Source organism: Bacillus sp. FDAARGOS_1420 (assembly GCF_019344915.1).
Lineage (GTDB): Bacteria > Bacillota > Bacilli > Bacillales > Bacillaceae_G > Bacillus_A > Bacillus_A mycoides.
Map to the genome: position 1 here is coordinate 1,203,000 of NZ_JAHWJB010000001.1, position 24,222 is coordinate 1,227,221.

General features: G+C 37.1%; 24 protein-coding genes and 1 pseudogene. 18 read left to right on the forward strand and 7 right to left on the reverse strand.

The genetic code is table 11. The features are described 5' to 3' along the window. The first annotated feature begins 3 nt into the window (after positions 1-3). From I6L50_RS06250 to pgtP, 6 genes are all read left to right on the forward strand, one after another. Positions 4-858, forward strand: coding sequence for an SGNH/GDSL hydrolase family protein (locus tag I6L50_RS06250; RefSeq protein WP_219300890.1), 855 nt, complete (start codon positions 4-6; stop codon positions 856-858). 112 nt (positions 859-970) lie between these two features. Then, a complete protein-coding gene (locus tag I6L50_RS06255; protein WP_219300892.1) occupies positions 971-1,642 on the forward strand; it encodes a response regulator transcription factor in 672 nt (223 codons plus the stop codon). Positions 1,643-1,653: 11 nt separating this feature from the next. Then, positions 1,654-3,084, forward strand: a complete 1,431-nt coding sequence (locus I6L50_RS06260) for a HAMP domain-containing sensor histidine kinase (protein ID WP_219300893.1) — start codon at positions 1,654-1,656, stop codon at positions 3,082-3,084. A 66-nt stretch (positions 3,085-3,150) separates the two neighbouring features. After that, positions 3,151-3,933: a DUF3919 family protein gene (locus tag I6L50_RS06265; RefSeq protein ID WP_219300894.1), complete on the forward strand. Its 783-nt coding sequence runs from the start codon at positions 3,151-3,153 to the stop codon at positions 3,931-3,933. Continuing rightward, positions 3,930-4,964: an ABC transporter substrate-binding protein gene (locus I6L50_RS06270; RefSeq protein ID WP_012262014.1), complete on the forward strand. Its 1,035-nt coding sequence runs from the start codon at positions 3,930-3,932 to the stop codon at positions 4,962-4,964. The genes I6L50_RS06265 and I6L50_RS06270 overlap by 4 nt, the downstream gene beginning before the upstream one ends. A 19-nt stretch (positions 4,965-4,983) precedes the next feature. Next, the gene (gene pgtP / locus I6L50_RS06275; RefSeq protein ID WP_002034819.1) at positions 4,984-6,318 is read left to right on the forward strand and encodes an MFS transporter; all 1,335 of its coding nucleotides are present in this window, start codon (positions 4,984-4,986) and stop codon (positions 6,316-6,318) included. Between the two features lie 143 nt (positions 6,319-6,461). Here the strand turns inward: pgtP and I6L50_RS06280 are convergent, their stop codons facing one another. Both I6L50_RS06280 and I6L50_RS06285 read right to left on the reverse strand, forming a co-directional pair. Further along, a complete protein-coding gene (locus tag I6L50_RS06280; RefSeq protein WP_149191067.1) occupies positions 6,462-6,974 on the reverse strand; it encodes a DUF3278 domain-containing protein in 513 nt (170 codons plus the stop codon). Further along, positions 6,975-7,166, reverse strand: a complete 192-nt coding sequence (locus I6L50_RS06285; protein WP_219300895.1) for a helix-turn-helix transcriptional regulator — start codon at positions 7,164-7,166, stop codon at positions 6,975-6,977. 437 nt (positions 7,167-7,603) lie between these two features. Here I6L50_RS06285 and I6L50_RS06290 point away from each other — a divergent pair, with 437 nt between their 5' ends. From I6L50_RS06290 to I6L50_RS06310, 5 genes are all read left to right on the forward strand, one after another. Continuing rightward, positions 7,604-8,791, forward strand: a complete 1,188-nt coding sequence (locus I6L50_RS06290; RefSeq protein WP_219300896.1) for an efflux RND transporter periplasmic adaptor subunit — start codon at positions 7,604-7,606, stop codon at positions 8,789-8,791. After that, entirely contained in the window at positions 8,788-9,468 is a 681-nt protein-coding gene (locus I6L50_RS06295; RefSeq protein ID WP_002144795.1) for an ABC transporter ATP-binding protein, read from the forward strand. The genes I6L50_RS06290 and I6L50_RS06295 overlap by 4 nt, the downstream gene beginning before the upstream one ends. After that, a complete protein-coding gene (locus tag I6L50_RS06300) occupies positions 9,465-10,667 on the forward strand; it encodes an ABC transporter permease (RefSeq protein ID WP_002089681.1) in 1,203 nt (400 codons plus the stop codon). The genes I6L50_RS06295 and I6L50_RS06300 overlap by 4 nt, the downstream gene beginning before the upstream one ends. 118 nt (positions 10,668-10,785) lie before the next feature. Then, complete coding sequence (gene yknW / locus I6L50_RS06305) at positions 10,786-11,454, forward strand: YknW family membrane protein (protein WP_098635171.1); 669 nt, start codon at positions 10,786-10,788, stop codon at positions 11,452-11,454. 213 nt (positions 11,455-11,667) lie between these two features. Beyond that, entirely contained in the window at positions 11,668-12,138 is a 471-nt protein-coding gene (locus I6L50_RS06310) for a sigma-70 family RNA polymerase sigma factor (protein ID WP_219300897.1), read from the forward strand. Between the two features lie 54 nt (positions 12,139-12,192). On the opposite strand, the gene I6L50_RS06315 is transcribed toward I6L50_RS06310, so the two are convergent. Further along, a complete protein-coding gene (locus I6L50_RS06315; RefSeq protein ID WP_219300898.1) occupies positions 12,193-12,699 on the reverse strand; it encodes a competence protein ComK in 507 nt (168 codons plus the stop codon). 290 nt (positions 12,700-12,989) lie between these two features. On the opposite strand from I6L50_RS06315, the pseudogene tnpA reads away from it, so the two are divergent. From tnpA to I6L50_RS06330, 3 genes and pseudogenes are all read left to right on the forward strand, one after another. Continuing rightward, positions 12,990-13,259 (forward strand): annotated as a pseudogene (tnpA, locus tag I6L50_RS06320) (IS200/IS605 family transposase); the annotation flags it as partial. 35 nt (positions 13,260-13,294) lie between these two features. Continuing rightward, entirely contained in the window at positions 13,295-14,374 is a 1,080-nt protein-coding gene (locus I6L50_RS06325; RefSeq protein ID WP_219300899.1) for an RNA-guided endonuclease InsQ/TnpB family protein, read from the forward strand. Positions 14,375-14,620: 246 nt separating this feature from the next. Then, positions 14,621-15,019, forward strand: a complete 399-nt coding sequence (locus I6L50_RS06330; RefSeq protein WP_002034805.1) for a DUF4359 domain-containing protein — start codon at positions 14,621-14,623, stop codon at positions 15,017-15,019. Between the two features lie 20 nt (positions 15,020-15,039). Here I6L50_RS06330 and I6L50_RS06335 read toward each other — a convergent pair whose 3' ends face one another. Together I6L50_RS06335 and I6L50_RS06340 are read right to left on the reverse strand one after the other, a co-directional pair. Then, positions 15,040-15,255, reverse strand: a complete 216-nt coding sequence (locus I6L50_RS06335) for a DUF2922 domain-containing protein (RefSeq protein ID WP_219300900.1) — start codon at positions 15,253-15,255, stop codon at positions 15,040-15,042. A gap of 20 nt (positions 15,256-15,275) precedes the next feature. Further along, positions 15,276-15,500 (reverse strand): DUF1659 domain-containing protein, encoded by a 225-nt coding sequence (locus I6L50_RS06340; RefSeq protein WP_002016256.1) that lies wholly within the window; start codon positions 15,498-15,500, stop codon positions 15,276-15,278. Positions 15,501-15,611: 111 nt separating this feature from the next. On the opposite strand from I6L50_RS06340, the gene I6L50_RS06345 reads away from it, so the two are divergent. After that, complete coding sequence (locus I6L50_RS06345; RefSeq protein WP_212934874.1) at positions 15,612-16,097, forward strand: VanZ family protein; 486 nt, start codon at positions 15,612-15,614, stop codon at positions 16,095-16,097. Positions 16,098-16,135: 38 nt separating this feature from the next. On the opposite strand, the gene I6L50_RS06350 is transcribed toward I6L50_RS06345, so the two are convergent. After that, on the reverse strand, positions 16,136-18,892 hold the full coding sequence (locus tag I6L50_RS06350) for a DEAD/DEAH box helicase (RefSeq protein WP_219300901.1): 2,757 nt from the start codon (positions 18,890-18,892) through the stop codon (positions 16,136-16,138). Further along, complete coding sequence (locus tag I6L50_RS06355; protein ID WP_113936229.1) at positions 18,876-20,495, reverse strand: SWIM zinc finger family protein; 1,620 nt, start codon at positions 20,493-20,495, stop codon at positions 18,876-18,878. Before I6L50_RS06355 ends, I6L50_RS06350 begins: the two co-directional genes overlap by 17 nt. 158 nt (positions 20,496-20,653) lie before the next feature. On the opposite strand from I6L50_RS06355, the gene I6L50_RS06360 reads away from it, so the two are divergent. The 3 genes from I6L50_RS06360 to I6L50_RS06370 are packed head-to-tail and all read left to right on the forward strand — an operon-like array spanning position 20,654 to position 24,094. Continuing rightward, positions 20,654-21,142 carry a zinc ribbon domain-containing protein gene (locus I6L50_RS06360; protein WP_002016260.1) on the forward strand — a complete coding sequence of 163 codons (489 nt, stop codon included), beginning with the start codon at positions 20,654-20,656 and terminating at the stop codon, positions 21,140-21,142. Positions 21,143-21,147: 5 nt separating this feature from the next. Beyond that, positions 21,148-22,701 (forward strand): hypothetical protein, encoded by a 1,554-nt coding sequence (locus tag I6L50_RS06365; protein WP_219300902.1) that lies wholly within the window; start codon positions 21,148-21,150, stop codon positions 22,699-22,701. 13 nt (positions 22,702-22,714) lie between these two features. After that, positions 22,715-24,094 carry a zinc ribbon domain-containing protein gene (locus I6L50_RS06370; protein ID WP_219300903.1) on the forward strand — a complete coding sequence of 460 codons (1,380 nt, stop codon included), beginning with the start codon at positions 22,715-22,717 and terminating at the stop codon, positions 24,092-24,094. The last annotated feature ends 128 nt before the right edge of the window (positions 24,095-24,222 follow it).

The following is a 24,222-nucleotide window of genomic DNA, read 5'->3' on the forward strand; positions in this document are numbered from 1 at the left end:
TCGATGAATAAGAAAGCAGTTCTTGTCCTATTTATTTTTGTATTGTTTGTTGCTTCGATTGTGAGCGGTAAATTGTATTGGAATAAAAAGATTGCGAATGCAACAGGACAAACGAGTGAAGTAACGAAAACAAAGGCTGAAGTGAAAGATAGCGGTGCGAAGAAAGAAGAGAAAACAGAAGAGAAAACAGAAGAGAAAACAGAAGAGAAAAAGCAAGATGCAAAATCATCTTTTAATGAAGCGTACGCAAAGAACTTGCCAGATGCAGTGAAAGAGAAGTTAAAGAAAGCTGCTCAGGATAAAAAGGCAGTAAATCTTGTTATTGTTGGTGATGAGGCTTCTTCATCTGAAAAAGATGCTTGGGCAGCTAAGTTAACTGCTAATTTAGAGGCTTCTTACGGTAAAGGTTTATGGAATGTGACGGTAAAGGAATATAAGGGTGAAAGTACAGAGGAATTAATCAAGAATAAACGTGATAAAGAGATTGCTAAAGAAAATCCAGATGTAATTTTATTTGAGCCACCATTTATTACTGATAACGGAAAAACTGGTAATGGAAATTCAGTAGCGAGTACACAGAAGTTTGTGCAAGCACTTTCTACTAGTGCAAAAGGCGCTACAATTATGATTCAACCATCAAACCCAGTGTATGGTGCGAAGAATTATCCGAAAGCGATTGAAGCATTAAAACAATTTGCGACGCAAAATAGTTATGCATATGTTGATCATTGGGGAGCATGGCCTGATGCAACAACGAAAGCGATTTTACCGTACTTACAAACAGAGTTCGGTTTCCCAAGTGCTAAGGGACATGAAGTTTGGGCACAATATGTAACGGATTATTTTGTAGCTAAATAATAAATGAGAGAGGGTACCGTCGACAACATATGTTCGACAATACCCTCTCTTTTTTTGTTTTATTTTTGCTATACTAAACTGTACTATAATACAGGACGAGAGGAGGAGAATGATGAAAATACTTGTAGTAGATGATGAATCGAGTATTCGTAATTTGATTCGGATGCAGTTAGAGATGGAAGGGTATGAAGTATTGACGGCGGCTGATGGGAGAGAAGCTTTAGAGAGATGGAATGAGCAGCCAGATGTACTTATTTTAGATGTGATGCTTCCTGATACGGATGGATATGAGTTATTACGTTTGTTCCGGGAGAAGGATCGTGATATTCCGGTGCTTATGTTGACAGCGAAGAGTCAGATGAATGATAAGTTACTTGGTCTTCAGCTTGGAGCTGATGATTATGTGACGAAGCCTTTTAATTATGCGGAGCTTATTCTTCGGGTGAAGAATATGGCGCGGCGCGTGAAGAAGAAGGAGGTTCCTTTAAATCATGAGGTGATTGGGGCTGGTGATTTACTTATTTGTCCAAAGGAACGAAAGCTTCATGTGAGTGGACAGGAGGTTCAGTTAACGTACCGAGAGTTTAATTTATGTCAGTTGTTTGTTTCGAATCCGCAGCGTGTATTCATGAGGGATGAGTTACTCGAGAAGGTATGGGGGTTTGAGTATATCGGAAATACGAGAGCGGTTGATATTATGGTGCAAAGGCTTCGGAAGAAACTCGGCGCGAGCGGGGAGTATATTAAGACAATTTATGGTGTTGGGTATAAGCTTGATTGCTAAAAGGTGATGATATGTCTTTAAAACGAAATATGGTGTTTGGAATAGTTGGATTGTTGATTCCAATTCTTGTTCTTTTGTATGCGGTGGTTTATATTGCACTGGAGAAGAATGTGTATCATAATGCGGCAGATTCCTTAGAAAAGTTAAGTGTGGAAGCGCAAATTTATACGATGAATTATTTAGAGAAGGAAGCAGAAGTAGAGACGTTAGGTCCTAATTCGCTTTTAATTGCTTCGTATTTAGCGAAGCGAATGGATGTCCGGGTGCAGATGATTGGGAAGAATGGGGATGTTGTTGCAGATACTCAAAAAGGAGCATTACTTCATCGGAATATTGACATTGAGAGTTCTTTGAAGGGGAAGAAATCTTATGTTTTCGAGGAGGGAGACCCAGCTCCAATTCTTTTGTTTTCAAGTCCGGTTTATTATGGAAACGATGTCATTGGAAGTATTCGTTTTATAAATGAGTTAACGGATGAGAAGGAAGTTTTAACAAATGTAAGTTGGACGTTTTTAATGACGTCGCTTTGTTTAGTAGCTGCTGGTATTTTCTTTGCGATTCGTTTGGCGAAGTCTCTCCATAAACCAATTGATCAGTTAAGGCAAATGGCATATCGGCTTGCGAATGGAGATTATGAAAGTAAGATTGAGCTAAATGAGTATGTGGAAATTGCGCAGCTTTCAGCGTCCTTTAATGCGATGGCTGATGGGATTGAGCTGCATATTAAGCAGCTGAAGGAAGAGAAAGAGAAACAGAAAGATTTCTTGGACCGCATTACGCATGAGCTGAAAACACCACTTACGGCAATTATCGGTTATGTGGATTTAATTCCGAAGTTACAATCGAAGGAGGATGTGCAGGAGAGCCTCCGTTATGTGTCTGTAGAAAGTGAGCGTCTATTATCACTTGTAGAGGAATTACTTAAGTCTTCAAAGTACGGGAAGAGTACGTTTGAAGTGTCACCTACAGTCGTGAATATTAAAGAATTGGCAGAAGAAGCGGTTTCGATTGTGAAACTGAGGTTGCAGCAGTTTGAAATTGAAGTTATGAATGAGTTAACGGAAGTACACGTCGTTGCGGATTTTGATAAGACGAAGCAAATTTTCTTGAATGTGCTTGATAATGCAATTAAATATAGTGATGCTACGCAAGTTCGTATGAATGTAATTATAAATGAGCAGGAAGCAAAGGTTTTTGTTCATGATGATGGCATCGGTATGGATGAAGGTGTGCTTGCAGAGTGGAATGAGTCTCCGGAAGGGAAGGTGCTTCCTTCTAGTTACGGGAATGGCTATGGTTTATACATTTGTCAGGAGATTATGAAGAAGCAAGGTGGAAGTATGCGAATTGAGAGTAGTGAAGAAATGGGAACTACAATATGTATGACATTTTTACTTCCGAGACGGATGGAAGACATAAAAAACTTGAAAGCGGTTAAATGATACATTTATGAAACAATTATGCGGTATTTTCGAAACAACGTTTTTTTATCTTGGAGGTAGGCAGAAATGAAAAGGCTATCATTTCAAATTCTTATGTTTGTCTTTTGTATGATTGTTTCTCTTATTTTGTTTTATGTTATTGAGAAGCAAATATATAATCGAATTACAATTGTGGATGACAAACAAGCCGTTTTACAAAGAGTGAATGAATCCCTTCCTACTGAAGTGAAAGTAAGGCATGAGAAGTGGGGAGAAATTGTTGTAACGGATGAAGTTCGTTTGCATACGATTGTTTCATTCTTTGACCGAATTCGAATAGAACCGAGAGAAGCGAGGAATCAAGAACAAGTATTTACTGGAGAAGTAACGTACTTGAATGGACATAAACGTACTTTTGCAGTAGGTGACTTGTTCCAGTACGAGGCTAATGTATACGGAAAGAATGGCACGGATCCGATGATCTCAGCATTTCAAACGTATTTGTTAAGTCTGTATTATACACCAGAGCGCATTAGTAATTTCTTTGCGGAGGCAAAGGAAGTTGTAGTGAGGCAAGGGGATGTAATACGTACTATAGATCTTACGCAAATATTTGATTCTATTCGATACGCAAAGCAAATTACAGATTACGGAGAAATTCAGAAATTATTACAATCACAGAATGAGCCGATTGCTTATATTACTGCCTATAAAACAGGCAAACGTGTAAAGAATGAGCGGGAGGATATTCTAACTATTTCTGTGTATCCATCGTACTTTGTTGTGCAATATCTCGGTGATAATAACGGGAATGTCATGTATATGAAGGGCTCCCTAGCAGAATTCCTTGTAAAGGAGAATGTGTCATGAGAAAGATAGCCTTTTTCTTCTTTTTGCTAGTAATCGGAGGAGCGATGTCTAGCTGCTCTCGAGATACAACCTCTATTAAATATAATAAAAGTGGTCTCCCTATTTTGGATGATCGTCATCTTGTTGCGTATGTGGCGGCCCGCGAGGAAGTTGGTGAAGCTTTACTTTCGTCATTTTGTAAACAACGCGGGTGTACATATGAATTTATTCGTCTATCGACAGAAGAACTTCTTCGGAGAGTAGAAGAGGAAGCTGGAAATCCGAAGGCGGATATTATTATTGGCGGCACAGTAGATGCGCATCAAATGATGAAGCAAAAGAACCTTTCTATTCCTGTTACGACCCAGCATGCGAATCGTATTTCAAAGACTGTTAAAGATAAAGATGGTTATTGGTACGGTTATGAAGTGGAGAAACTGGCAATCGCGATTAATAAAGAGCGGTGGAATGAAGAAATAGCGCCGCTCGGTCTTCCCTATCCATCAAGGTGGCAAGATTTATTAGATCCGGTATATACGGGTAAGATTGCAATGCCTGATCCAAATGTTTCCGGCACAGCATATACTTTGTTTCAATCACTTATTGATACTTTAGGTGAAGAAGAAGCGAAAGAGTATGTTAAGAATCTTGCAAGGCAAGTTGGTGAAGTGACGGTGAATGGTTATATGCCCGCAGAACTGGTTGCGAGCGGTGAATATATGATAGGTATCAATTTTGCGGGAGATCAGAGAATGCTTCAGAAACAAGGCTTTCCTATTGTAAGTAATGAACCTGAGCAAACAGGATTATCTGTTAATGCGATTTCGAAACTGAAGCGTGCACCGAGTGGTATTATTGCGGACTTATTTATTGATTATTGTTTATCAGAAGAAGCGGGGCACATTTTAGAAAAAGTTTCGTTTGGCGTACCAACGATGTTTGCGAAGAATCAGAAAGAAATAGAAGGTCAGCCGGTTAGAAGGACGAACAAAAATATATCAAATAGTGGAATAATCGAGATATGGAATAGACAGCGTCTCTCTCAGCAGTGAGAAAAGGAGACGAAAGAATATGTTTAAATGGCTTAAGCCAGCACCTGCAATTGAGAGATTGCCGGCGGATATGATTGACAGGGTATACAAATTATTACGTATTCGTGTGCTAATGGGAATTTCAGTTGGGTATGCTGCTTATTATTTAGTGCGTAGTAACTTTAATTTATCTACTACGTATTTAGTAGACGAGTACGGATTTAGCACTACACAAATCGGGTTATTAGGTGCAGTAATGGCTGTTGTTTATGGACTTAGTAAATTCTTTATGGGGAATTTATCGGATAAGGCTTTTGCTCAACGATTTATTGCAGTAGGTTTATTTTTATCTGGGCTTGTTAATATTTGTTTCGGTTTTGCATCTTCCTTTGGGATGATTTTAACATTACTTGTTCTAAACGGTATTGTACAAGGTATGGGAGCACCACCGTGTAGTATTGTTATGACGAAATGGTTTTCAAAGAAAGAACGTGGTACGAAAACAGGTCTTTGGAATATTTCACATAACGTTGGTGGATTACTTGTTCCGCCATTCATTGGAATTGGGGTAGGTATTTTCGGTGAAAGTCATTGGCAGGGCGGGGTATTTATTTTCCCAGCGATTATCGTTATGGTAATTGCAGTTCTAGTATGGATTAATGCGAAGGATACACCAGAATCTGAAGGTCTTCCGCCAATTGATGAGTATCGTAATGACTATGAAGATCTTGAAAAAGCAGATAATGCTAACAAGATGTCACCAAAAGAAATTTTAATGAAATATGTAGTGACAAATAAGTTCGTTTGGTATTTATGTATTGCCAATGCATTTGTTTACTTAATTCGCTTCGGTGTTATTAACTGGGTACCAATTTACTTAACAACAGTTAAAGGTTTTACAAAAACAGAAGCGCATGCAGCGTATTCAATATTTGAGGCAGCAGCGATTCCAAGTTCTTTAATTGTCGGCTTTTTAAGTGATAAATTATTCAAAGGGAAACGTATGCCATTATGTGTTATTAGTATGGCTGGGGTTGTTGTTGGTACGGTTGTATATTGGCAAGCAACTAGCATACTTGTTGTAAGTATTGCAGTTTCTGTTATCGGTTGTTTAATTTACGTACCACAGTTTTTAATCGGTTTAAGTGCAATGGAATTAGTACCGAAATTTGCAGTAGGTACAACAGTTGGTATGTGTGGTCTGTTTGGTTATGTTGGAGGAAGCTTCGTAGCAAACGCAGCAATTGGTATTATTGTTGATCGTTCTGGCTGGGATGGTTGTTTCATGTTACTGTTAGCAGGCGGTGTTTTATCAACAATTTTCTTACTGATTGTTCAAATGGGACATGAGAGAAAAGGTCCTAAAGTGGCGTAATAGTTTATTCGGGAAAGCGATCCAATTATTATTTTGGATCGCTTTTTTAATAATCGAAAGGACGACCATATGTAAAATTAAAGTTTTATGTGTAAATCGCTTATATAATAAATAGCACTTTCAGTTACTAAGGGGCTAGTTATTTAATATAATTTTTTTAGATTTAATAAAGCAATTACATACATGGATAGACCGAAAAAAGCCCCAGCACAGCCCCAAAGTACAACATCAAATAAAGAGACAGAGATTTCTTCTGAACCTAAATAAGGAAGGATATAAGTCATAAATACAAACATTTGGAATCCCCAAAGTGCACCTGCTTTTAAGCCAGCTTTTTTTAATGTCTTTTTATGTTTTAAATACTCTTCTTCTGTTGCACACTCAGTATCATTTAGGCCCTTTTTTTTCAATTTAAAGATTAAATAATTAGCATAAATCATATTAATAAGAAAAATAAATATAGTACCTATAGATATTGTATGGTTCATAGTATCGACGAGTAACATAATAAGCATTACCAACATATTTAACCACCATAAACCAATTCCAGCTATAGCTAATTCTTTATTGATTTCTTGTTTTTGATACTCATCTCTTTCACTAATTGTTCCAATAAAATTATTATAAACTTTTTCTTTCCATTCAATTTTCATCATTTAATCTCCCTCCCAAAATAGGCTGTTTAAATCTGTTTTTAACGCTTTTGCTAATTCGATACATAAAGCTAAAGAAGGATTATATTTCTTGTTTTCAATTAAGTTTATTGTCTGTCTAGCCACATTAACTTTTTTAGCTAATTCTAGCTGAGACAGGCCTTCAGATTTTCGATAGTTTTTAACGTTATTCAAATATAAACCTCCTATTAATAGTTGTAGGCTTCGTGTACCAAAGTGTCACATATATATGACACTCTACACTTGGATAAATAAAATGTCAAATATATATGACAAAAATGAGGGCGATACAATTGGGGAATTTAGTTTAATAATTCAAATTAGTAGGAAGTTCTTTAGTAAAGGAGGGAGCATGCAATTGATGTTGTGTAAGATGAAAATGTATCATCTAAATACAAAAAGACTAATTTAAATTGGATTTTTCTTTTCCTTAAAACTATCTTAAAAGATAGAATGTCATATTTCTAATCATTGGTATTTTTGTTACAATATAAATGATTGTGTAAAACTTTGTAAAATGAGTGTAACAATGTAATTGAAACTCTTGTTTTCAGAAAGTTTTATATAGTTAAATATCTATTAAACTATAAGATATAAAAAGGAGCGAGAATATGTTACCAAATACGGTTCGTACTCCAAACAAGAAGAAGAAATGGATTATCATCGGAGTTATTGCACTAATTGTTATTGTTGCAGCAGTTAATATTTTTGTAATGCAAGGCAAGAAGAAAGGCGCAGCAACAACGACTGATGCTGTGAGCTTTGAGAAGGTGACAGAGCGAAAGCTTAATAATACGAAGTTAATTTCGGGTCAGGTGAAGCCAGGGAATATTGAAAGTTTCTATGCAGATCCGACTAAAGGAAAAGTGAAAGATATCGCAGTGAAAGAAGGACAAGAGGTAGAAAAGGGAACGAAATTATTCTCTTATGATAATGAAGAAATTAATCTTCAAATGAAGCAAGCTGATCTTGATCAGAAGATGGCTGATATGCGTTACGATCAAGGGAAAAAGAAGATTGATTCATTGAAGAAAGAAATTAAGAAGGTAAAAGATGGCGGGGCTGGGAAAGAAGTAACAGACCCAATGGAAGAGCAAGTAAGTGAGTTAGAAATGGCACAAAAGACAACTGACCTTGAGAAAGAAAAAGGGAAGTTACAAAAAGAAGAGTTAAGTAAAAAACAGAAAGAACTTACGATTTATAGTAATTTCACTGGTGTTGTACAAAAGTTAGACAAAGATGCGGCACAAAGTTCATCTCAAGCGTTAGGTGGTCAAGGGAAAGCATTTTTACAAGTTGCTTCTAAAGACCCGTTCCAAGTTCAAGGGACTTTAACAGAGCTTCAAAAGTCACAAATTCAAAAAGATCAAACGTTCACTGTAACTGCGAAAGCAAATAATAAGAAAAAGTGGACAGGTAAGATTACGGAAGTAAGTGAATTCCCAACGAGTGCAGAGATGGCTCAAGCTGCTGGTGAGGGAACTCAAAATATGTCTCAATATACATATAAAGCAAGTCTTGATAGCCAAGATGGTTTATCTCCAGGTTATCACGTTTCTCTGCAAGTAAATTTAGAGAATAAGACGATGATTGCTGTTCCAAGTAAGAGCATTGTAGAAAAAGGCGAAGATGCATTTGTTTATATTGAAGAGAAAGGAAAGCTTCGTAAACAAAATGTGAAAAAAGGTGCTACTGATGGAGACTGGACAGAGATTGTTGAAGGCGCAACAGTGGGGCAAAAGGTGGTTAAAAATCCTTCCGACGACGTGTATGACGGAATGGAAGTGAAAGAAAAATGATTACGTTAAATAATATTTCTAAAACGTATTATCAAGGTAAATTGGCAGTGCCGATTTTACATGGTATTAGTTTAACGATTCAAAGCGGTGAGTTCATTTCGATTATGGGACCGTCTGGTTCAGGTAAATCAACGCTTATGAATATTATCGGTTGTTTAGATCGTCCAACAGAAGGTGAATATATGTTGAATGATGTGAATATCTTAACAGCAGACGAGTCAAAACTAGCTTTAATTCGTAATGAATATATCGGTTTTGTATTCCAGCACTTTAATTTGCTGCCGCGTCTTTCCGCAGTGGAAAACGTTGAACTTCCGCTCATCTACGGTGGAGTGAAGAAAGCAGAGCGTCGTCAAAGAGCTCTTGAAGCGCTTGGAAAAGTTGGATTATCAGATAGAGTACACCATTTACCTAGCGAATTATCAGGTGGACAGAAGCAACGTGTAGCTATCGCAAGATCGATTGCAAATAATCCAACGTTCATTATGGCCGATGAGCCGACAGGTGCGCTCGATACGAAGTCTGGTGCACAAGTTATGGATATTTTCACGAAGCTCAATGCAGAAGGTACGACGATCGTTATGGTTACGCATGAAGAAGAGGTAGCGGCGTATTCTTCCCGCCGCATTGTACTGCGAGATGGGAAAATTACAGAAGATAGAAGGTGTGCAGTATGAGTTTACTAGATAGTATAAAAATTGCCCTATCTTCTATTTTAGCTCATAAACTGCGTTCAGCTCTTACGATGCTCGGTATTATTATTGGTGTTGGTTCTATTATTACTGTCGTTGCGATTGGGCAAGGCGGGGAAGCGATGCTGAAGTCGAAATTCGCAGGTTCCGGTGGTAATAACCTTATGCCAATTCAGTTTAAACCAGATATTAATGATGAGTTTGCTATAGGTGGATTTCAAATACCGAAGTTAACTGAAGAGGATATTTTGGAAGTAAAACAAGTGAAAGATGTTTCACATGTTATTACGACAAACCAGAATTCAGAGGTACTTGATGTAAATGATAAAAAAGCAAATCTAAATGTTATTGGTCTTGATAATGAATATTTTGCGGTTAATAAAGTAAAGGTCGTAAAGGGACGTACTTTAAATGAATCCGATATTTCTCATGCAAATAACGTTGTGATGATTAGTACAAAAACAGAAGAGACGTTATTTAAGGACGTAAACCCAGTTGGACAAATTATTGAGATGAAGGGGCAGCCAATGCAAATTATTGGTGTGTATACATCTGATAATGAGTTTATGGGATTTGAAATGGAAGAAGCGTTAATTCCCCTTACTTTATGGCCTGTTTTATACGGAACAGATGAGATTCAAAGTATAGCAATTCAATCTAAAAATGTAGACAATTTAGAATCAGCAGGGAAACAAGCTGTTGATGTATTAAATAGTCGTAAGCCAAGTGAAATTCCAGGTAAATATGAACTGGTGAATTTAAAAGAGTTCCAAGAAAATGTTTCTAAAGTTACTAATATCATGACGATGATCATCGGTGGTATCGCTGGTATTTCATTAGTCGTTGGTGGTATTGGCGTTATGAACATCATGCTCGTATCTGTAACGGAGCGTACGCGTGAAATCGGAGTGCGTAAAGCGCTTGGAGCAACACGTAGTAAAATTTTATTACAGTTTTTAATTGAAGCAGTTATGTTAACGCTTCTAGGTGGTTTAATTGGAATCGGTCTTGGGTATGGCGGGGCATATATCGTTTCCACATTTGCGAAGTGGCCACCGCTCGTTTCATGGGAAGTTGTCGTTGGAGGCGTACTGTTCTCTATGACACTAGGTATTATTTTCGGATTAATTCCAGCGAACAAAGCTGCGAAGTTAGATCCGATTGAAGCACTGCGTTATGAATAAGTTGTAGTAGAGGGAGCCTCTACTGCACATTACCGTTCTAGTGGGCGGTTCGTAGCCTCTAAATGAGGATGTGAACCGCCCGTTAGAACGGGTTATATAAATAGAAGGAGGCGTTATAATGGAAGCAAATTTGAATACGCAAAAGGTTGAAGGAGAGAAGCCATCATTGTTTGGAATGATTACTTCTCCTGGCTTACAGTTTGAGAGAATGAAGACGAGTAATGCGGTATGGGGTGCATTTTGGATACTTGTTTTATTAGGTGGACTTGTTGCAGGCCTTGCTGCTTATGTGTACTCCCTAACCCCTGAGGCGATTAAGATGAATAAGGATTTGGGTGTTAGCGTTACACCTATAATGTCGTTTGGTACGGGTGCAGTATTTGGTGCTATTGGTATGGCGATTAGTTTCTTTATTAGTGCAGCAGTGTATAAAATATTTATGATGTTAATGAGCAATGATACTTCTTATAAGAAATTATTAACAATCAGTGTGTACTCAAGCATTATTTCATTACTTGGTTTATTAATAAACACAGTTTTAGCACTTGTTTTAGGCGGATCAGGACAAGAAATGTATACTGGTTTAGGACCGATTTTCGCTTCAAGTGGTGGCGTTGCAAAAGGTATTGCAAATAATATTGAAGTGTTCACAATTTGGGGGTTTGTTATTACATGGTTAGGTCTTCAAATTACGGCTGGTTTAAGTAAAAAGAAAGCAACAATTCTTATGGTTGTCTTCTTTATCTTAACTATTGGATTTGGTGCGGTAAAAGGTATGTTCCAATAATAAAATGAAAAAGGTGGCTCTCCCTAGAGTCACCTTTTTTATTTTTACCCCTATTTCAAATACCCCTATTAGAATTTCAAATACTGCCTAGTGTAATTTCAAATTCCGGCAGCAGTATTTGAAATTACCCACAATGAAATTTCCTTTCTCATTTTATATTGTAGAGGTACCGCGGAATACTAAAGAGGTATACCTTTTAGAAACGGGCACTGTGTGAAGCCAGCGACTTTTTCAGATACGGTTGTTTTGTATGAAGGCATGATTGTAAATCAAATAAAGAGGTTAAATATTTACCAAGATTATGAAGAGTATTATCAATGTGGTTTAATTGGTCTTTGGCATGCTTATGAAAGGTATGAGGAGGAGAAAGGTAGTTTCCCTGCTTATGCTGTTGTAACGGTACGGGGTTATATATTGGAGAGGTTGAAGAAAGAATGTGTAGTGCAAGAGCGCTATGTATGCACGGACGAGTATGAGGAACAATTTGAGTGTGACGATGCTGGAACGAGGGCGAAGGACTTTATGAGTGTGTTAGATGAGAGGGAGAAGCATATCATTTCAGAGCGATTTTTTACAGGGAAAAATATGGGGGAGATAGCTTCTGAAATGGGGATGACGTACTATCAAGTGAGATGGGTATATCGACAAGCACTTGAGAAAATGAGAGATAGTGTAAGGGGATAAGAATAATAAGTAGAATGGAAGGCAAAGGAAATATTGCGTTCCATTCTATTTACTTTAAGGCAGTAAATGTGGCAAGGGGTTTTTTAAGTGTAGTGAATCTTTTATGTTCATTCGGGATAATATATGTCCAGCTTTCAAAAATTGTTGCTGTAACTTATGAGAGCCTATTTGTATTGTTATGGTAGTTCCGTTAAAAAAATGAATGTTTGCTTTGTTAGTTTTTTGGGGAAACTCTATCTCCTCTATATGGTTATAGAACAACCAAATGCAGTTTGGAGAAGAAGGAGATTCTGTAGGGAAAACGCAAATATATTCTTTGTGATTAATCGGAATTGGAACATTTTGTTTGAGCTTAAAGTTTATTTGGACTGCATGACGTCTACCTTGATAAGTAGAATGAACATGTGTTAGACAAGATTTCTTTATGAGTTGGATAGCTGTTTGGCAAGAGTACAGAGGGTTTCCGCTACTGTCGATAATTTTTGTCCGGTAATAAGGGTGTTTGCAAGGTTCGAGCATCATTGTAGAACTAGAAATAAAAATATCATTCTCATTATCCATGATTCTAAAATCCTCCCTTATAAAAATTGTTATTCTGAATATAATTATATACGAATTATGTAAAGTTATTATTAATCTTTTGTTTCGTATTGTAAATTTTTACAGCCCTTTCCGAACGAGAAAGCCCATTGCCTTTAGGCATGGGATGAAAGTGAGGTTGGATACTGAGTACCACTAAAAATCGTAAGGTTCGTGGTACTTTAAGTATCCAAAGAATAGGTAGTTTCTTTGGGCCTGTTTGTTGTAATTTTTCGGAAATAAATGATACATTGTAACTATGATAAATGATTATAGAAGAAGGTTGCAAAGTGTTGGTTGAAGAGATATGTAACGATCTTGATATTGTTAGTATCGCAATGGAATAGGATACTAACCACGTTCATTTGTTTTTAAATACACTGTCAACACTTAGTTCTGCTGATACAATGGCAAAAATAAAAGGAGTGACATCAAAGTGTTTGAGAGAAGAATTCCCTCATCACAAGCACTTGCAAAGTTTATAGACGCGTTCCCATTTTGTTTCTACTGCTGGAAATGTATCAAATGAGACAATAAAATAGTATGTTGAGAATCAAAAAACAAAGGGGTGAAACGTATGTCACAGACCCTAACAGTGAAAGTGAAATTGCTTCCCACAAAAGAACAAATTCGTTTATTGGAACAAAGTAGCCGAGAGTACATTAAACTCATAAATTCACTTATATCTGAAATGGTTGAAACAAAGGAAAGTACGAAAAAAAGTACGAAAGATATTGAAGCGAATATACCAAGTGCGGTGAAGAATCAAGCAATTAAAGACGCGAAAGGCTTATTTGCTACAAAAGTAAAGAAAAGCAAGTATAAAATCATTCCGATTTTAAAGAGACCTGTTTGTGTATGGAACAATCAAAATTATTCATTTGACTCCACTCATATTTCAATCCCGTTTAAGGTAAAAGGAAAGTCAACTCGTTTAAAGGTCCGTGCTTTATTAATCGATAAAAAAAATCGCAATTTGGATTTGTTAAAACATAAGTTAGGTACACTTCGTATCACAAAGAAATCGAATAAGTGGATGGCCCAAATATCTGTCACACTTCCTACAAATGAAAGAGCAGGGACGAAAATTTTAGGAGTAGACCTAGGTCTCAAAGTCCCTGCGGTAGCAATCACAGACGATGACAAGGTTCGTTTCTTTGGGAATGGTAGGCAAAATAAATATAGGAAGCGTAAGTTTCGTAGTGTGCGTAAGAAGTTAGGCAAAGACAAAAAAGTGAATGCGATTCGGCGATTTGATGATAAAGAACAAAGATGGATGCAAGATAAAGATCATAAAATAAGTCGTGAAATCATTGATTTTGCAATTGCTAATCATATTTCTGTCATTCGTTTAGAGCAACTAACGAATATAAGACAGACGGCAAGAACAAGCCGTAAAAACGAAAAAAACCTACACGCTTGGTCATTTTATCGTTTGTCACGATTTATTGCGTATAAAGCAACATTAGTTGGTATTCAGGTTGAATATGTAAATCCGGCTTATACAAGTCAAAGCTGTCCGAAATGTGCTGAAAAGAATAAGGCACAAGACAGAAAATACAAGTGTCCATGTGGGTTTGGGACACATCGTGATATCGTTGGGGCGATGAATATTCGCTACGCAACTGTGATTGATGGTAACAGTCAATCAGCCTAAGCACCTATATGGTCTGGTTTAGGAGGGGCAATGAGATGCCCTCATCTTGAAGGCTGTTTAAAACAGAAATGGACTGCGAACGTTTAGTCATTCAAGAATCCCACCCGTAAATCCGTAAGGATTCGGGCTTGCGACTTTAGTCGTGGGAGTCTCAAGGTTCGTTTACAATCAATAGATGATAGTCTTTCTAATTTGCATCGCTTGTACATATATATGAAAATAGAAAAGAGTAGGCGGTGATATAGCATGAAGAAAAAGTATATTATTATGGCTCTAGCTGTTGTTCTCTTAGTTTATTTAGCAAACAGTAATCCGGGTAAGGGAGAATATACGGATTGGGCAGCAAAACAATTTATGAAGCGTAATGATGTGAGTAAGAAGCTAGAAGAGGTTGAGAAAGAAAACAAAGAGGGTATACTTGGCGACTTAGCATCGGCGGGAAAAAAATTGGCAAATAAGTATGTTGAACCACAAGTTGGATTATTAATTGAGCATTATACAAAGCGAAATGATTATATTTTCTTCTCAACATATACGACAGAGTTTGATTTAGGCGGAGAGAATTATAAGTATGTTTGTGTTGGTTTTTCAAACATCTTTATTCCAATTGAAATGCCGAAGAAAAAAGACGAATCTGCAAAATAATGCAGATTCGTCTTTTGGATTTACGGAGTGATTTGAACTTCAGATACGTTTTTTTCTATGAGGCGAGCCCCTTTTTTACGAGTATTTTCACTAATTGATGAAAATACAGATGAAGCAAGAATGGTATCCATTACTTGATTTACGACTAGTTCATTTACTGGTGTAATGGGATTATCGATAGAAAGGGCAACTGTTTTCCCATCTTCTTTCACGAAAATTAACTCTAGTACTTGCATGTTTTATTCCCTCCTTTTAATTATAGATTAGAAAGATCTGACGTGCTTACAAGTTGTACAGCGTGAAGTGATGATTGTTGTAGTGAAGCAAGAGCACGTGCTACTTCATGTACTTTTCCTAAATCTGCATTTGTTTTTACACGTTTGAATTGCTTGTTCTTAAAAACTGTTTTACCGTTTTTGTCTAATCCTCCGTTTAATACAAGGCGTAAAGTTAAATCCATTACGATTGTTTCAACTGCCATGTTTATCACCCCCTTTCACTTTATAAATAGGGTGTAAATGTCATGTTTTGGCGTGAAATTTTTTCTTTTTTTTGGTACTCTTAAAAGACTAAGAGAGGGGTTTTCGGGAGAATGAATCGTAAATGGTTATTTTGGATTCCTGTATTACTATGGATGGGGCTTATTTTCTATTCTTCAGCACAGCCATATAAAAAACAGGATATGCGCTCGGATATTGAGCAATATGTAAATGTTGAGTTTGTGAAAGAGCATTTTTCATGGGTATCTATCGATTATGGGGGAGGGACACCTGTTAGTATCGCAAATAAAGGTGTAGGTGGATTTGTTGAGTTTTTCCTTCGTAAAGGTGCTCATTTTATGGTGTTCTTTATGCTCGGTTCATTGACGTATTATGCTTTTCATCGATCGGGTTATTCGAGAAAAAGGTGCTTTGCATACGCCCTCCTTTTCGTTGCGGGGTATGCAACATTTGATGAAATTCATCAATGGTTTACAGGAGACCGTACACCGATGTGGCAAGATTCATTGCTTGATACGTGCGGCGGGTTAACAGGAATTATAATAAGCAATTGGTTTTGGCATAGAAAAAGGAGCTAATCTCAGTTAGAGATTTGCTCCTTTTTCATTTATCCACCTTATACGCCAAGTAATTCTTTTAGTTCGTCGGTTGATAGTTCGGTCATCCAACTATCGCTTGTAATGACGGCGTTGTTTAATGATTGTTTTCGTTCTAACATTTCATCAATCTTCTCTTCAAGTGTTCCCGTTGTAATAAGCTTATGAACGTGAACGAAGCGTTTTTGACCGATGCGATAAGCACGGTCTGTTGCTTGGTTTTCTACAGCTGGATTCCACCAACGGTCATAGTGAATGACATGGTTGGCGGCAGTTAAGTTTAATCCTGTTCCGCCGGCCTTTAACGATAAGATGAAGATGTCATACGTTCCGTTTTGGAACTGCTCAATCATCTTGTCACGCTCTTTCTTCGGTACGCTCCCGTTTAAGAAGAGGACGCGCTGACCAAATGTTTCTTCTAACATACTTTTTAGCATGTTCCCCATGCCAATGTACTGAGTGAAGATTAAGCAACTTTCATTTTGGTCTTTTATATTTTCGATGAGCTCCATTACCGTTTTTGTTTTCATAGAGCGCTCGACGATATTTTGTGGTTCTTCTTCTTTCAAATAAAGGGCTGGGTGATTACAAATTTGTTTTAGCTTGTTCAGCATAAGTAATATAAATCCGCGTCTTTCAATTCCGCTTAATCCTTCTACATTTTGTAATGTATCTTGAACAAGTTGTTCATATAAGGAAGCTTGTTCGCCAGTTAGTGGACAATAAGCTTTCTGTTCTTGTTTATCTGGTAAGTTTAATGCGACCGTTTGATCTTTCTTCGTACGACGCAGTAAAAACGGCGAGATAAACCGCTGAACTTGCTGGATTTTTCCTTCATCGCGGTCCTTTTCAATCGGTGTGACGAAGCGGCGCTGGAATTGTCCTAAGCTTCCGAGATACCCATGATTGATAAAGTCGAAAATAGACCAAAGCTCAGCAAGTCGGTTTTCCATCGGTGTACCGGTTAAAGCAATTTTGTGATTTGCTTGTAGATTTCTTACTGCTTTCGACTGTTTCGTATGTGGGTTTTTTATATTTTGTGCTTCGTCTAAAATAACGGCGTTCCAGCATAACGTACTAAGTTCTTCTTCATCAAGCTGAGCTAATGCATAAGAAGTTAATATAACATCTGCTGATTGAAGAAAATCTTTAAATGACTCATCCTTAGATCGGTTACTTCCATAGTGTAACTGAACACGTAAGCTTGGTGCGAAACGCTCAAATTCTTTTTGCCAATTTCCAAGGACTGATGTTGGTGCCACAATTAATGCAGGACCTGTTTGGAGATTGTTTTCTTTAGCGTATAGTAAGTAAGTTATCGTCTGAATACTTTTTCCGAGTCCCATATCATCGGCTAATAACGCTCCAAATCCAAGCTTTCGTAAGTATAGCAACCACTCAACACCGTGTTGTTGATACGGGCGGAGTGTTGCTTGTAGTGAAGATGGTACATCTACTTTTGGAATATCTCCAATGTGCAGAAGTTTTTGGAAAAGCTCTTCGTAATATCCATCTAGCTCGATTTCAATATCGGTAAACGGACTATCGTCTTCTACAATTTCTGTTTCTGCCGTATTAGATAAATGTTGCTGCAACACATCTTTCATTTCAAGTCCATATTTATGGGCACGGTGCATTAGTTTTTTTACTTCTTCAATAAAGGCAGGATCAAGTCTCATCCATTGACCATTTAAATTGAAAAGACGTTTGTTTTGTTCAACGAGTTCGAAAAATTCGCTTTCTGATAAATCAATTCCGTCCGTTGAAATGCGCCAGTCGAAATTAACGAGCGTATTCATGCCGAAGAAAGACTGTGTTTGTGCTGTACTTTGCTTCAGCTGTACACGCAACCTCGGTTTTGTTGCTTTTAAATTTTGCCACCATGATGGTAGTAAAATTGTAATACCTGCTGCCAGTAATTCATTACTTGCTTCGGTTAAGAAGTTCCAAGCTTCCGTTTCAAAGAGTTCTTCTCGGAACTTGTCGTCCTCTTTTAGCCACGGTACGAGCTTACTGAATCCTTCTTGTGTTTCAAGAATCCGTTCTTCGTAATCGTGCCATCGTTTTGGCAAGGAATCGATACTTTCATATACATATATGCGATGCGCACCACGTTTTGGTGTAACGATTGTTTCAAGCTTCCACATTTCAAGTTCTTCTTGCGGTTCTTGTAGTCTTAAGCCGACTGTAAATGGAAGATCATCTTCAATGTAACCAATTTTTCGAAGCCAATCTTCTTCATGTAGTGCTGCTTCCAATTGCCTTTTCGTAAAGTCGTAATGTTCATATAGTCTCTTTGCATCTTCCCATCCGTCATTTGAGCGAGCATCTTGCAAAATACTTTCGTTCACAGCGGCAGAGAAAAGAGATGCTAACATGTCATCTTCAATTGAGGTATTCTGAACTTTCCAAGATGGCTGCTGAGACCAATGCTTCATGTCAGGTGCGAAGCTGCCGCTGACGAAAGCGTCCCATAATTCACTTGCGTCCTTTGTAAGTGCCGTAATAGGACCGTTCATTTGCATATTTGCAAATGAATTCATCGGTTTATTTGCGATGTATTCAAATGCCTGGGCATTCGTTAACATAACGCCTTGTTTGCCCTCGTACGTTGCTTCTTTTAAAAACGTTCCGTAGAAAGAAGTAGAGTGCCATGCGAATGCATTTTTTTTCCAAGTTGCTACGGATAAGAGAGTACCGCTATCATCTTCTCCCCAAAGGAACCAACCTTGACTAACGTGCTGGAGCCTAATTGTTACTTCAGTTTGTATGATCATCGATTAATTTTCCTCTCCGTAATTCCTCTTGTAGTGCACGCAGACGTGAATGTAAGTTAGCGATATGAATAATGAAAGCATCCCATTCATCAGTTCGCTTCAGTCGTTTATAAAGCATACGTAATTTCTTTAAGTAACGAACGGCACGTTTATATGATTTGCGATTTCGCTCTTCAATTGCTTCCATTGCGGCATGGTGATAGAGAGGAAGTGCTGCTTCGGGCGCTTCTTTTTCAATATCTTTCAATGGTTCTTTCAAAAGTTCGATTACTTCGAATCCATATAAGAGCTGAAGTTCCGTCCATGCATGGTATTGTTTCTTCGCAAGTACATATTGTTCATAATTTGTGAAACTATACGGTAATAGTTCTTGTAAAATCATTTCTAATCCCGCTTGTTCATTCGTATGCGTTGCATATGTCTCATACATCATCACAAATAATCGAACGATATCTTGTATGAAGACGGTATTCTCTTGTTCCGTTATCGTTTCTTTTACTTGTTTATAAGTAAAGGAAAGCCAATCTTTAGCGCGGTCCCACTCCATCGCACTTAATAACTCTTCTAACCAATAGAAGTAAAGGCTCACAACAGAAGAAGGCTGTTTTTCCAGTAATTCCATTGCCGATACATCTTCACCGTTTAAAAAGAGCAGGTGAGAAGATGCTAATGCTTTGGAAAGTGGATTGATTTTAGTATCGATTCGTTTCTTTTCTTCTTGTAGCTGCTCTTCTGTTCTTAACAGTTCACCCCATACGTGACGATAAATGAAGAATCGCTCTTGTGTATAGGCATCGGTAGAGAAGAATGATTCATGTATGAGCCGCGCTGTTTCTTCTAAAATTGGTTTGGATTCTTCTGGAATCGCCTCTGTTTTTAGGTCCCTAACGGTAGATTCAACTTTATCAACGAATAGGCGAACGACGTTAACTGGTTGGTGATAAGAATATAGTTTGTTTGCTTCAAATTCTTGAATTTCTTCTAATAATTTTTGAAAGCAATAAAGTGCCGCGTGCAACTTAAATAATTCATGAATAGCAACGATGCGCGGAGCTTTCCGTTCTAATTTTGTATAGAAGTCTGTAAAAAGACTCATAAGAAAATACATTTGTTTATAAGTGAGCCGCGCTTGTTCTTTTTTAAATGATTCATATTCATTTTCAAAGTATGTTTGCCAACTTTTATAATCCATTTCTTCAAAAGCTGATGATTGCAATACTTGTCGTGCAGTTCGAATAGGAGGAAGAGAAGGTTTTGTATTATTTTTGAATAAAGTTAATACATCTCCTACTTGCCCAAAACTAGAAGCTGCAGATAGTAACACAGCAAGCATATGCTGACATTGCGTTGGCGCGAAGCAATCGCAATAGCTTTCAGTGACATTACGAATCGGAATGTGAACACTATATACACTGCCTTCAGCATTTACAGTTCCGGATAGCGTATAGCCATCAAAGTCAACGTTATAGACAACACCACTACGATATAGTTGCCGAGCTGTAGCGACATGCTCTTGATCAGCAACTTGCTGTGGATCAAGCCCTTGAACGAACTCATTCGCAATCATCATAATTTCATCTTTCGTAATTGAGTCTTGCAGCATAATATTCCTCCGTACACAGATTTCTTTCCTTTACCATTATAAACAAAAAATGCTCAAAACAGAAAAAATGAAATTCTAATTACACAATTAGAAAATCATGGTAATATATATAATGTTAATTTTGTATATTACTATGTCATTAAAAGGAGAGAATTTGTTTGTCAGATTTACAATCGAAGTTTGGTAATGGCATGAATAAGTTGCAAGAGGGAATTGAGCAAGGCAAGATGAAGTTGCAAGTAGCACAGGAAATGGCGCAATTGAAGAAGATTACACAAGAGAAGTTACAAGAAAAAACTGAAATTTTACTTGAACTTGGTCAAACGGTGTATATGCAACTTCGTGATGATGAAGTTCGAGTAGATTTGTTGAAAGCTATTGTAGCACCAGTGCAAGAGCTTGATGTTGCTATTTATAACACGCGCAGACAAATTTCTAATTTACAGAGACAAGAACAAAAAGGACAGTGTAGTTGCGGTGGTCCATTATCATTAAATGATAAATTTTGCGGGCAGTGCGGTAAAGAAAATGAGTTACTCCTTCAATCAAAAAATATTGAAAAAGAAGCATGTTCTTCATGTGGTGAACAAATTGCAACGGAAGCTACATTCTGTCCCGCATGTGGTATGAAGCAAAGTAAGGAGTGAGGAACATGTATTGTAAAATTTGCGGTTTAGAACAGCCTGAGGCAGTAAACTATTGTACACATGACGGCTCAAGTACGGATAGTATAGATAGCCATGTTATGTTAGTCCCGCAATCTTCGAAGTATTGCCGAACATGTGGACAGGAAAGTAAAGAATATGCTACATATTGTGAGAAATGCGGTGATTCTTTATTAGGAGTCGCCCAAAAAGAATTGAACATAAAATTACCAAATGCAGGAGCGCAATTACATGTAAATGCATCAGGAAGTATGCTGAAAAAAGGATTATTCGGTGGTGCTTTTGCAATTGTATGTATGTTCATTGCAGGCTTCATTGGCAGTTTAATAATAGATTCTGCTATAAATGATGTAGTGGAGACAGCGGTTAGAAATACGGATGGTATGTTGAATATGACTACCATTAATCAATCATTTATTGGTATAGCACCATTAATTTTAATGTGTCATTTAATAGGTATTGAAATTAGCGGGAGCGGGGCATACACGATGTCATTCCTTCTTCATATCCCGTTATTCATCTTGGTAACTATTCCGGCACTTATATTAGGTGGAAGTGGATTTTTTGTTGAAAGAAAAAAACCTTCAATTAGTTGGCGAGAGAAGTTCATGACATCATGTGTAATTGGCATGATATACGGTATTTTCTTATGTATTGTAAGCTTTATGGCAAGTTCTTCTACATCTATTTCTTATTTCTATCAAACGATGACTATTGATGTTGTATATTCTCATGTTGTTAGTTTATTGTTTGGTATTATATTTGGCCTATTATTCAGCTTTATTGGTATGAGTATTGAAGCAGGACCGCATCGTATGCTTTCTTCTACTAGTCAGTTTGTCCCGTATGTAACGTCTATTTATTATAGTATAGTGACTGTTTTGAAAGGACTACTTATTACATTTGGTATTATGCTTATTACGATTTTATTTAGTAGTTCAAAATCAATGGGTCCAATTGATTTTCCAGAGAAGGCGTATAAAGTATTACTTTCTTTAGAAGCAACACCTTTCATGTGGAATATGGCCCACCTTTCTCCAACTGAAATTGAGTGGGGGAATATGGAGAGAGAAATGCATAGATATTCAGTCGAAAAAGGGCCGCTGCATGTATCGTATATGTCAGGCATATCAATACAGGGTACGTCTTTAAAAGACCTGGAAATCGCTAATGGTGCTAGTGCTGATCGTATAAAAGATATTGATGATTTTAATTCATATTTACATTGGTGGGGATTATTAATTCTTCTACCATGTATTCTACTAGTTAGGGCTGGAATGAAATTGGCTCAATATCGTATGCGAAATATGTACGTAACTATAGCAGTGTTTAGCGCTGTTTATACTGTGATGATGCTTTGTGTAAATGGATTAGCAAAAATTCATATTACAGCTTCAGGAAGTAAGGAAATTATGAAGGAGTTCGCTGGAATTTCTGGACCGATATTATCTATTCAAAGTAACACGCTATATGTAATAGTAGGTAGTTTTCTTATTTCTTACGTATTAACATTCGTGGGTATGAAATTAGTAAAAAAATAAGGGGGAGAAATACTTGAAGTTTTGTGGAACATGCAATAAACAAGTTGCGGATCATTTGAACTTTTGTCCTGATTGCGGAAGTAAAGTAGAAGAAATTGTTGATCAAACAGCTTCTTCTCATTCAGAAATGCGGAGAGAAACAAAGCCAGTGAAAAGTAAGAAAAACATGTTTTTACTTATAGGTTTTGTCATTGTTTTTGCTATTTTGTTTGGCGCATATAAATTCGGTGCGAGCAAGTTTTCGAAGGAAAAGCAAGTAAATGCAATGATTGAAGCATTCCAAAATAAAGATGTGAATGCAATCGATGAGATTTTGAAAGTAGACGATCCAACCTTAAAGTTTAAGACAGAAGATATTAAGGCGTATATCCGTTATTTAAAAGAGAATCCTTCTTATAATAAAGAACTGTTATCATATTTGCAAAGAGAGACAGTAGATCAAAAGTTAGCAAGTGATAAAGCATCTTTTAAAGATGGGAAAATTATAGAAGACGGGAAAGAATGGTTCTTGTATCCGAAGTATAAGTTCAGCATGAAATCGTATTACATGAATGTTAGCACAACTGCAAAGAATGCTGAAATATATGTGAATGATAAAAAAGAAACAGAGCTTTCTAGTGATAAAACTTCGAAAGAATTAGGTCCATACTTCCCGGGTGCTTATGTTGTAAAGGCAAAGGCGAAGACGGAACTTGCTGAATTAGAGACAGAAAAAGAAGTGGATTTAGCAGATGAAAAGAATGGGACAGTAGAAGTGAATTTATCACTTGAAGGAAATTATGTAACCATTTCGTCTGATGAAAATGATGCAACTGTATTTGTTAATGGCAAGAAACGCGGAAAGTTAAATTACGGAAGTTATAAACTTGGTCCTGTACCGACGGATGAAACGGTAGAAGTACATTTGGAGAAAAACGCTGAATTTGGTGTGATGAAATCTGAAAGTATTAAAGTTGGAGATCAAAGTACATATTACTTAAAGTTTCCAAAAGAAGCTTCTAGTTCAGCGGTTGGAGATTTTGTACAAAATCATATTTATAATAACGTGCGTGCAATTGCATTAAACGATTTTAGTTTAATTGAAAATAATTATGATAAGAGCGGGAAATCGTATAAGGAAGACCGTGATTACTTACAATATCTACACAAAAAAGGAATTACAGAAGATTTATTGACAATGAATATCCGCAATGTAGAACGTCAAAGTGCAACGAAATATAAAGTAACGACATATGAAGAATATCATATTCGTTACGGTGACGGCTCTGTAAAATTCAAGAGCTTTAATAATGACCATATCGTTACTGTTAATGGAAATGGAAAGATATTGTACCATTCTCTTGGAGCGAATAATACGCTGAAATCAGAGGAAGTATCTGGTCCGACTCGTTAATATAAGAAAGAGGCTGTTCAATTTTGAACAGCCTCTTTCTTTAGGTAGCTTGCCGTTATTGTCAATCTTTGTCGGTAAATCGATATTCCATGTTGAACCGTTGATATAATTTTCTCTACTCGTGTTCA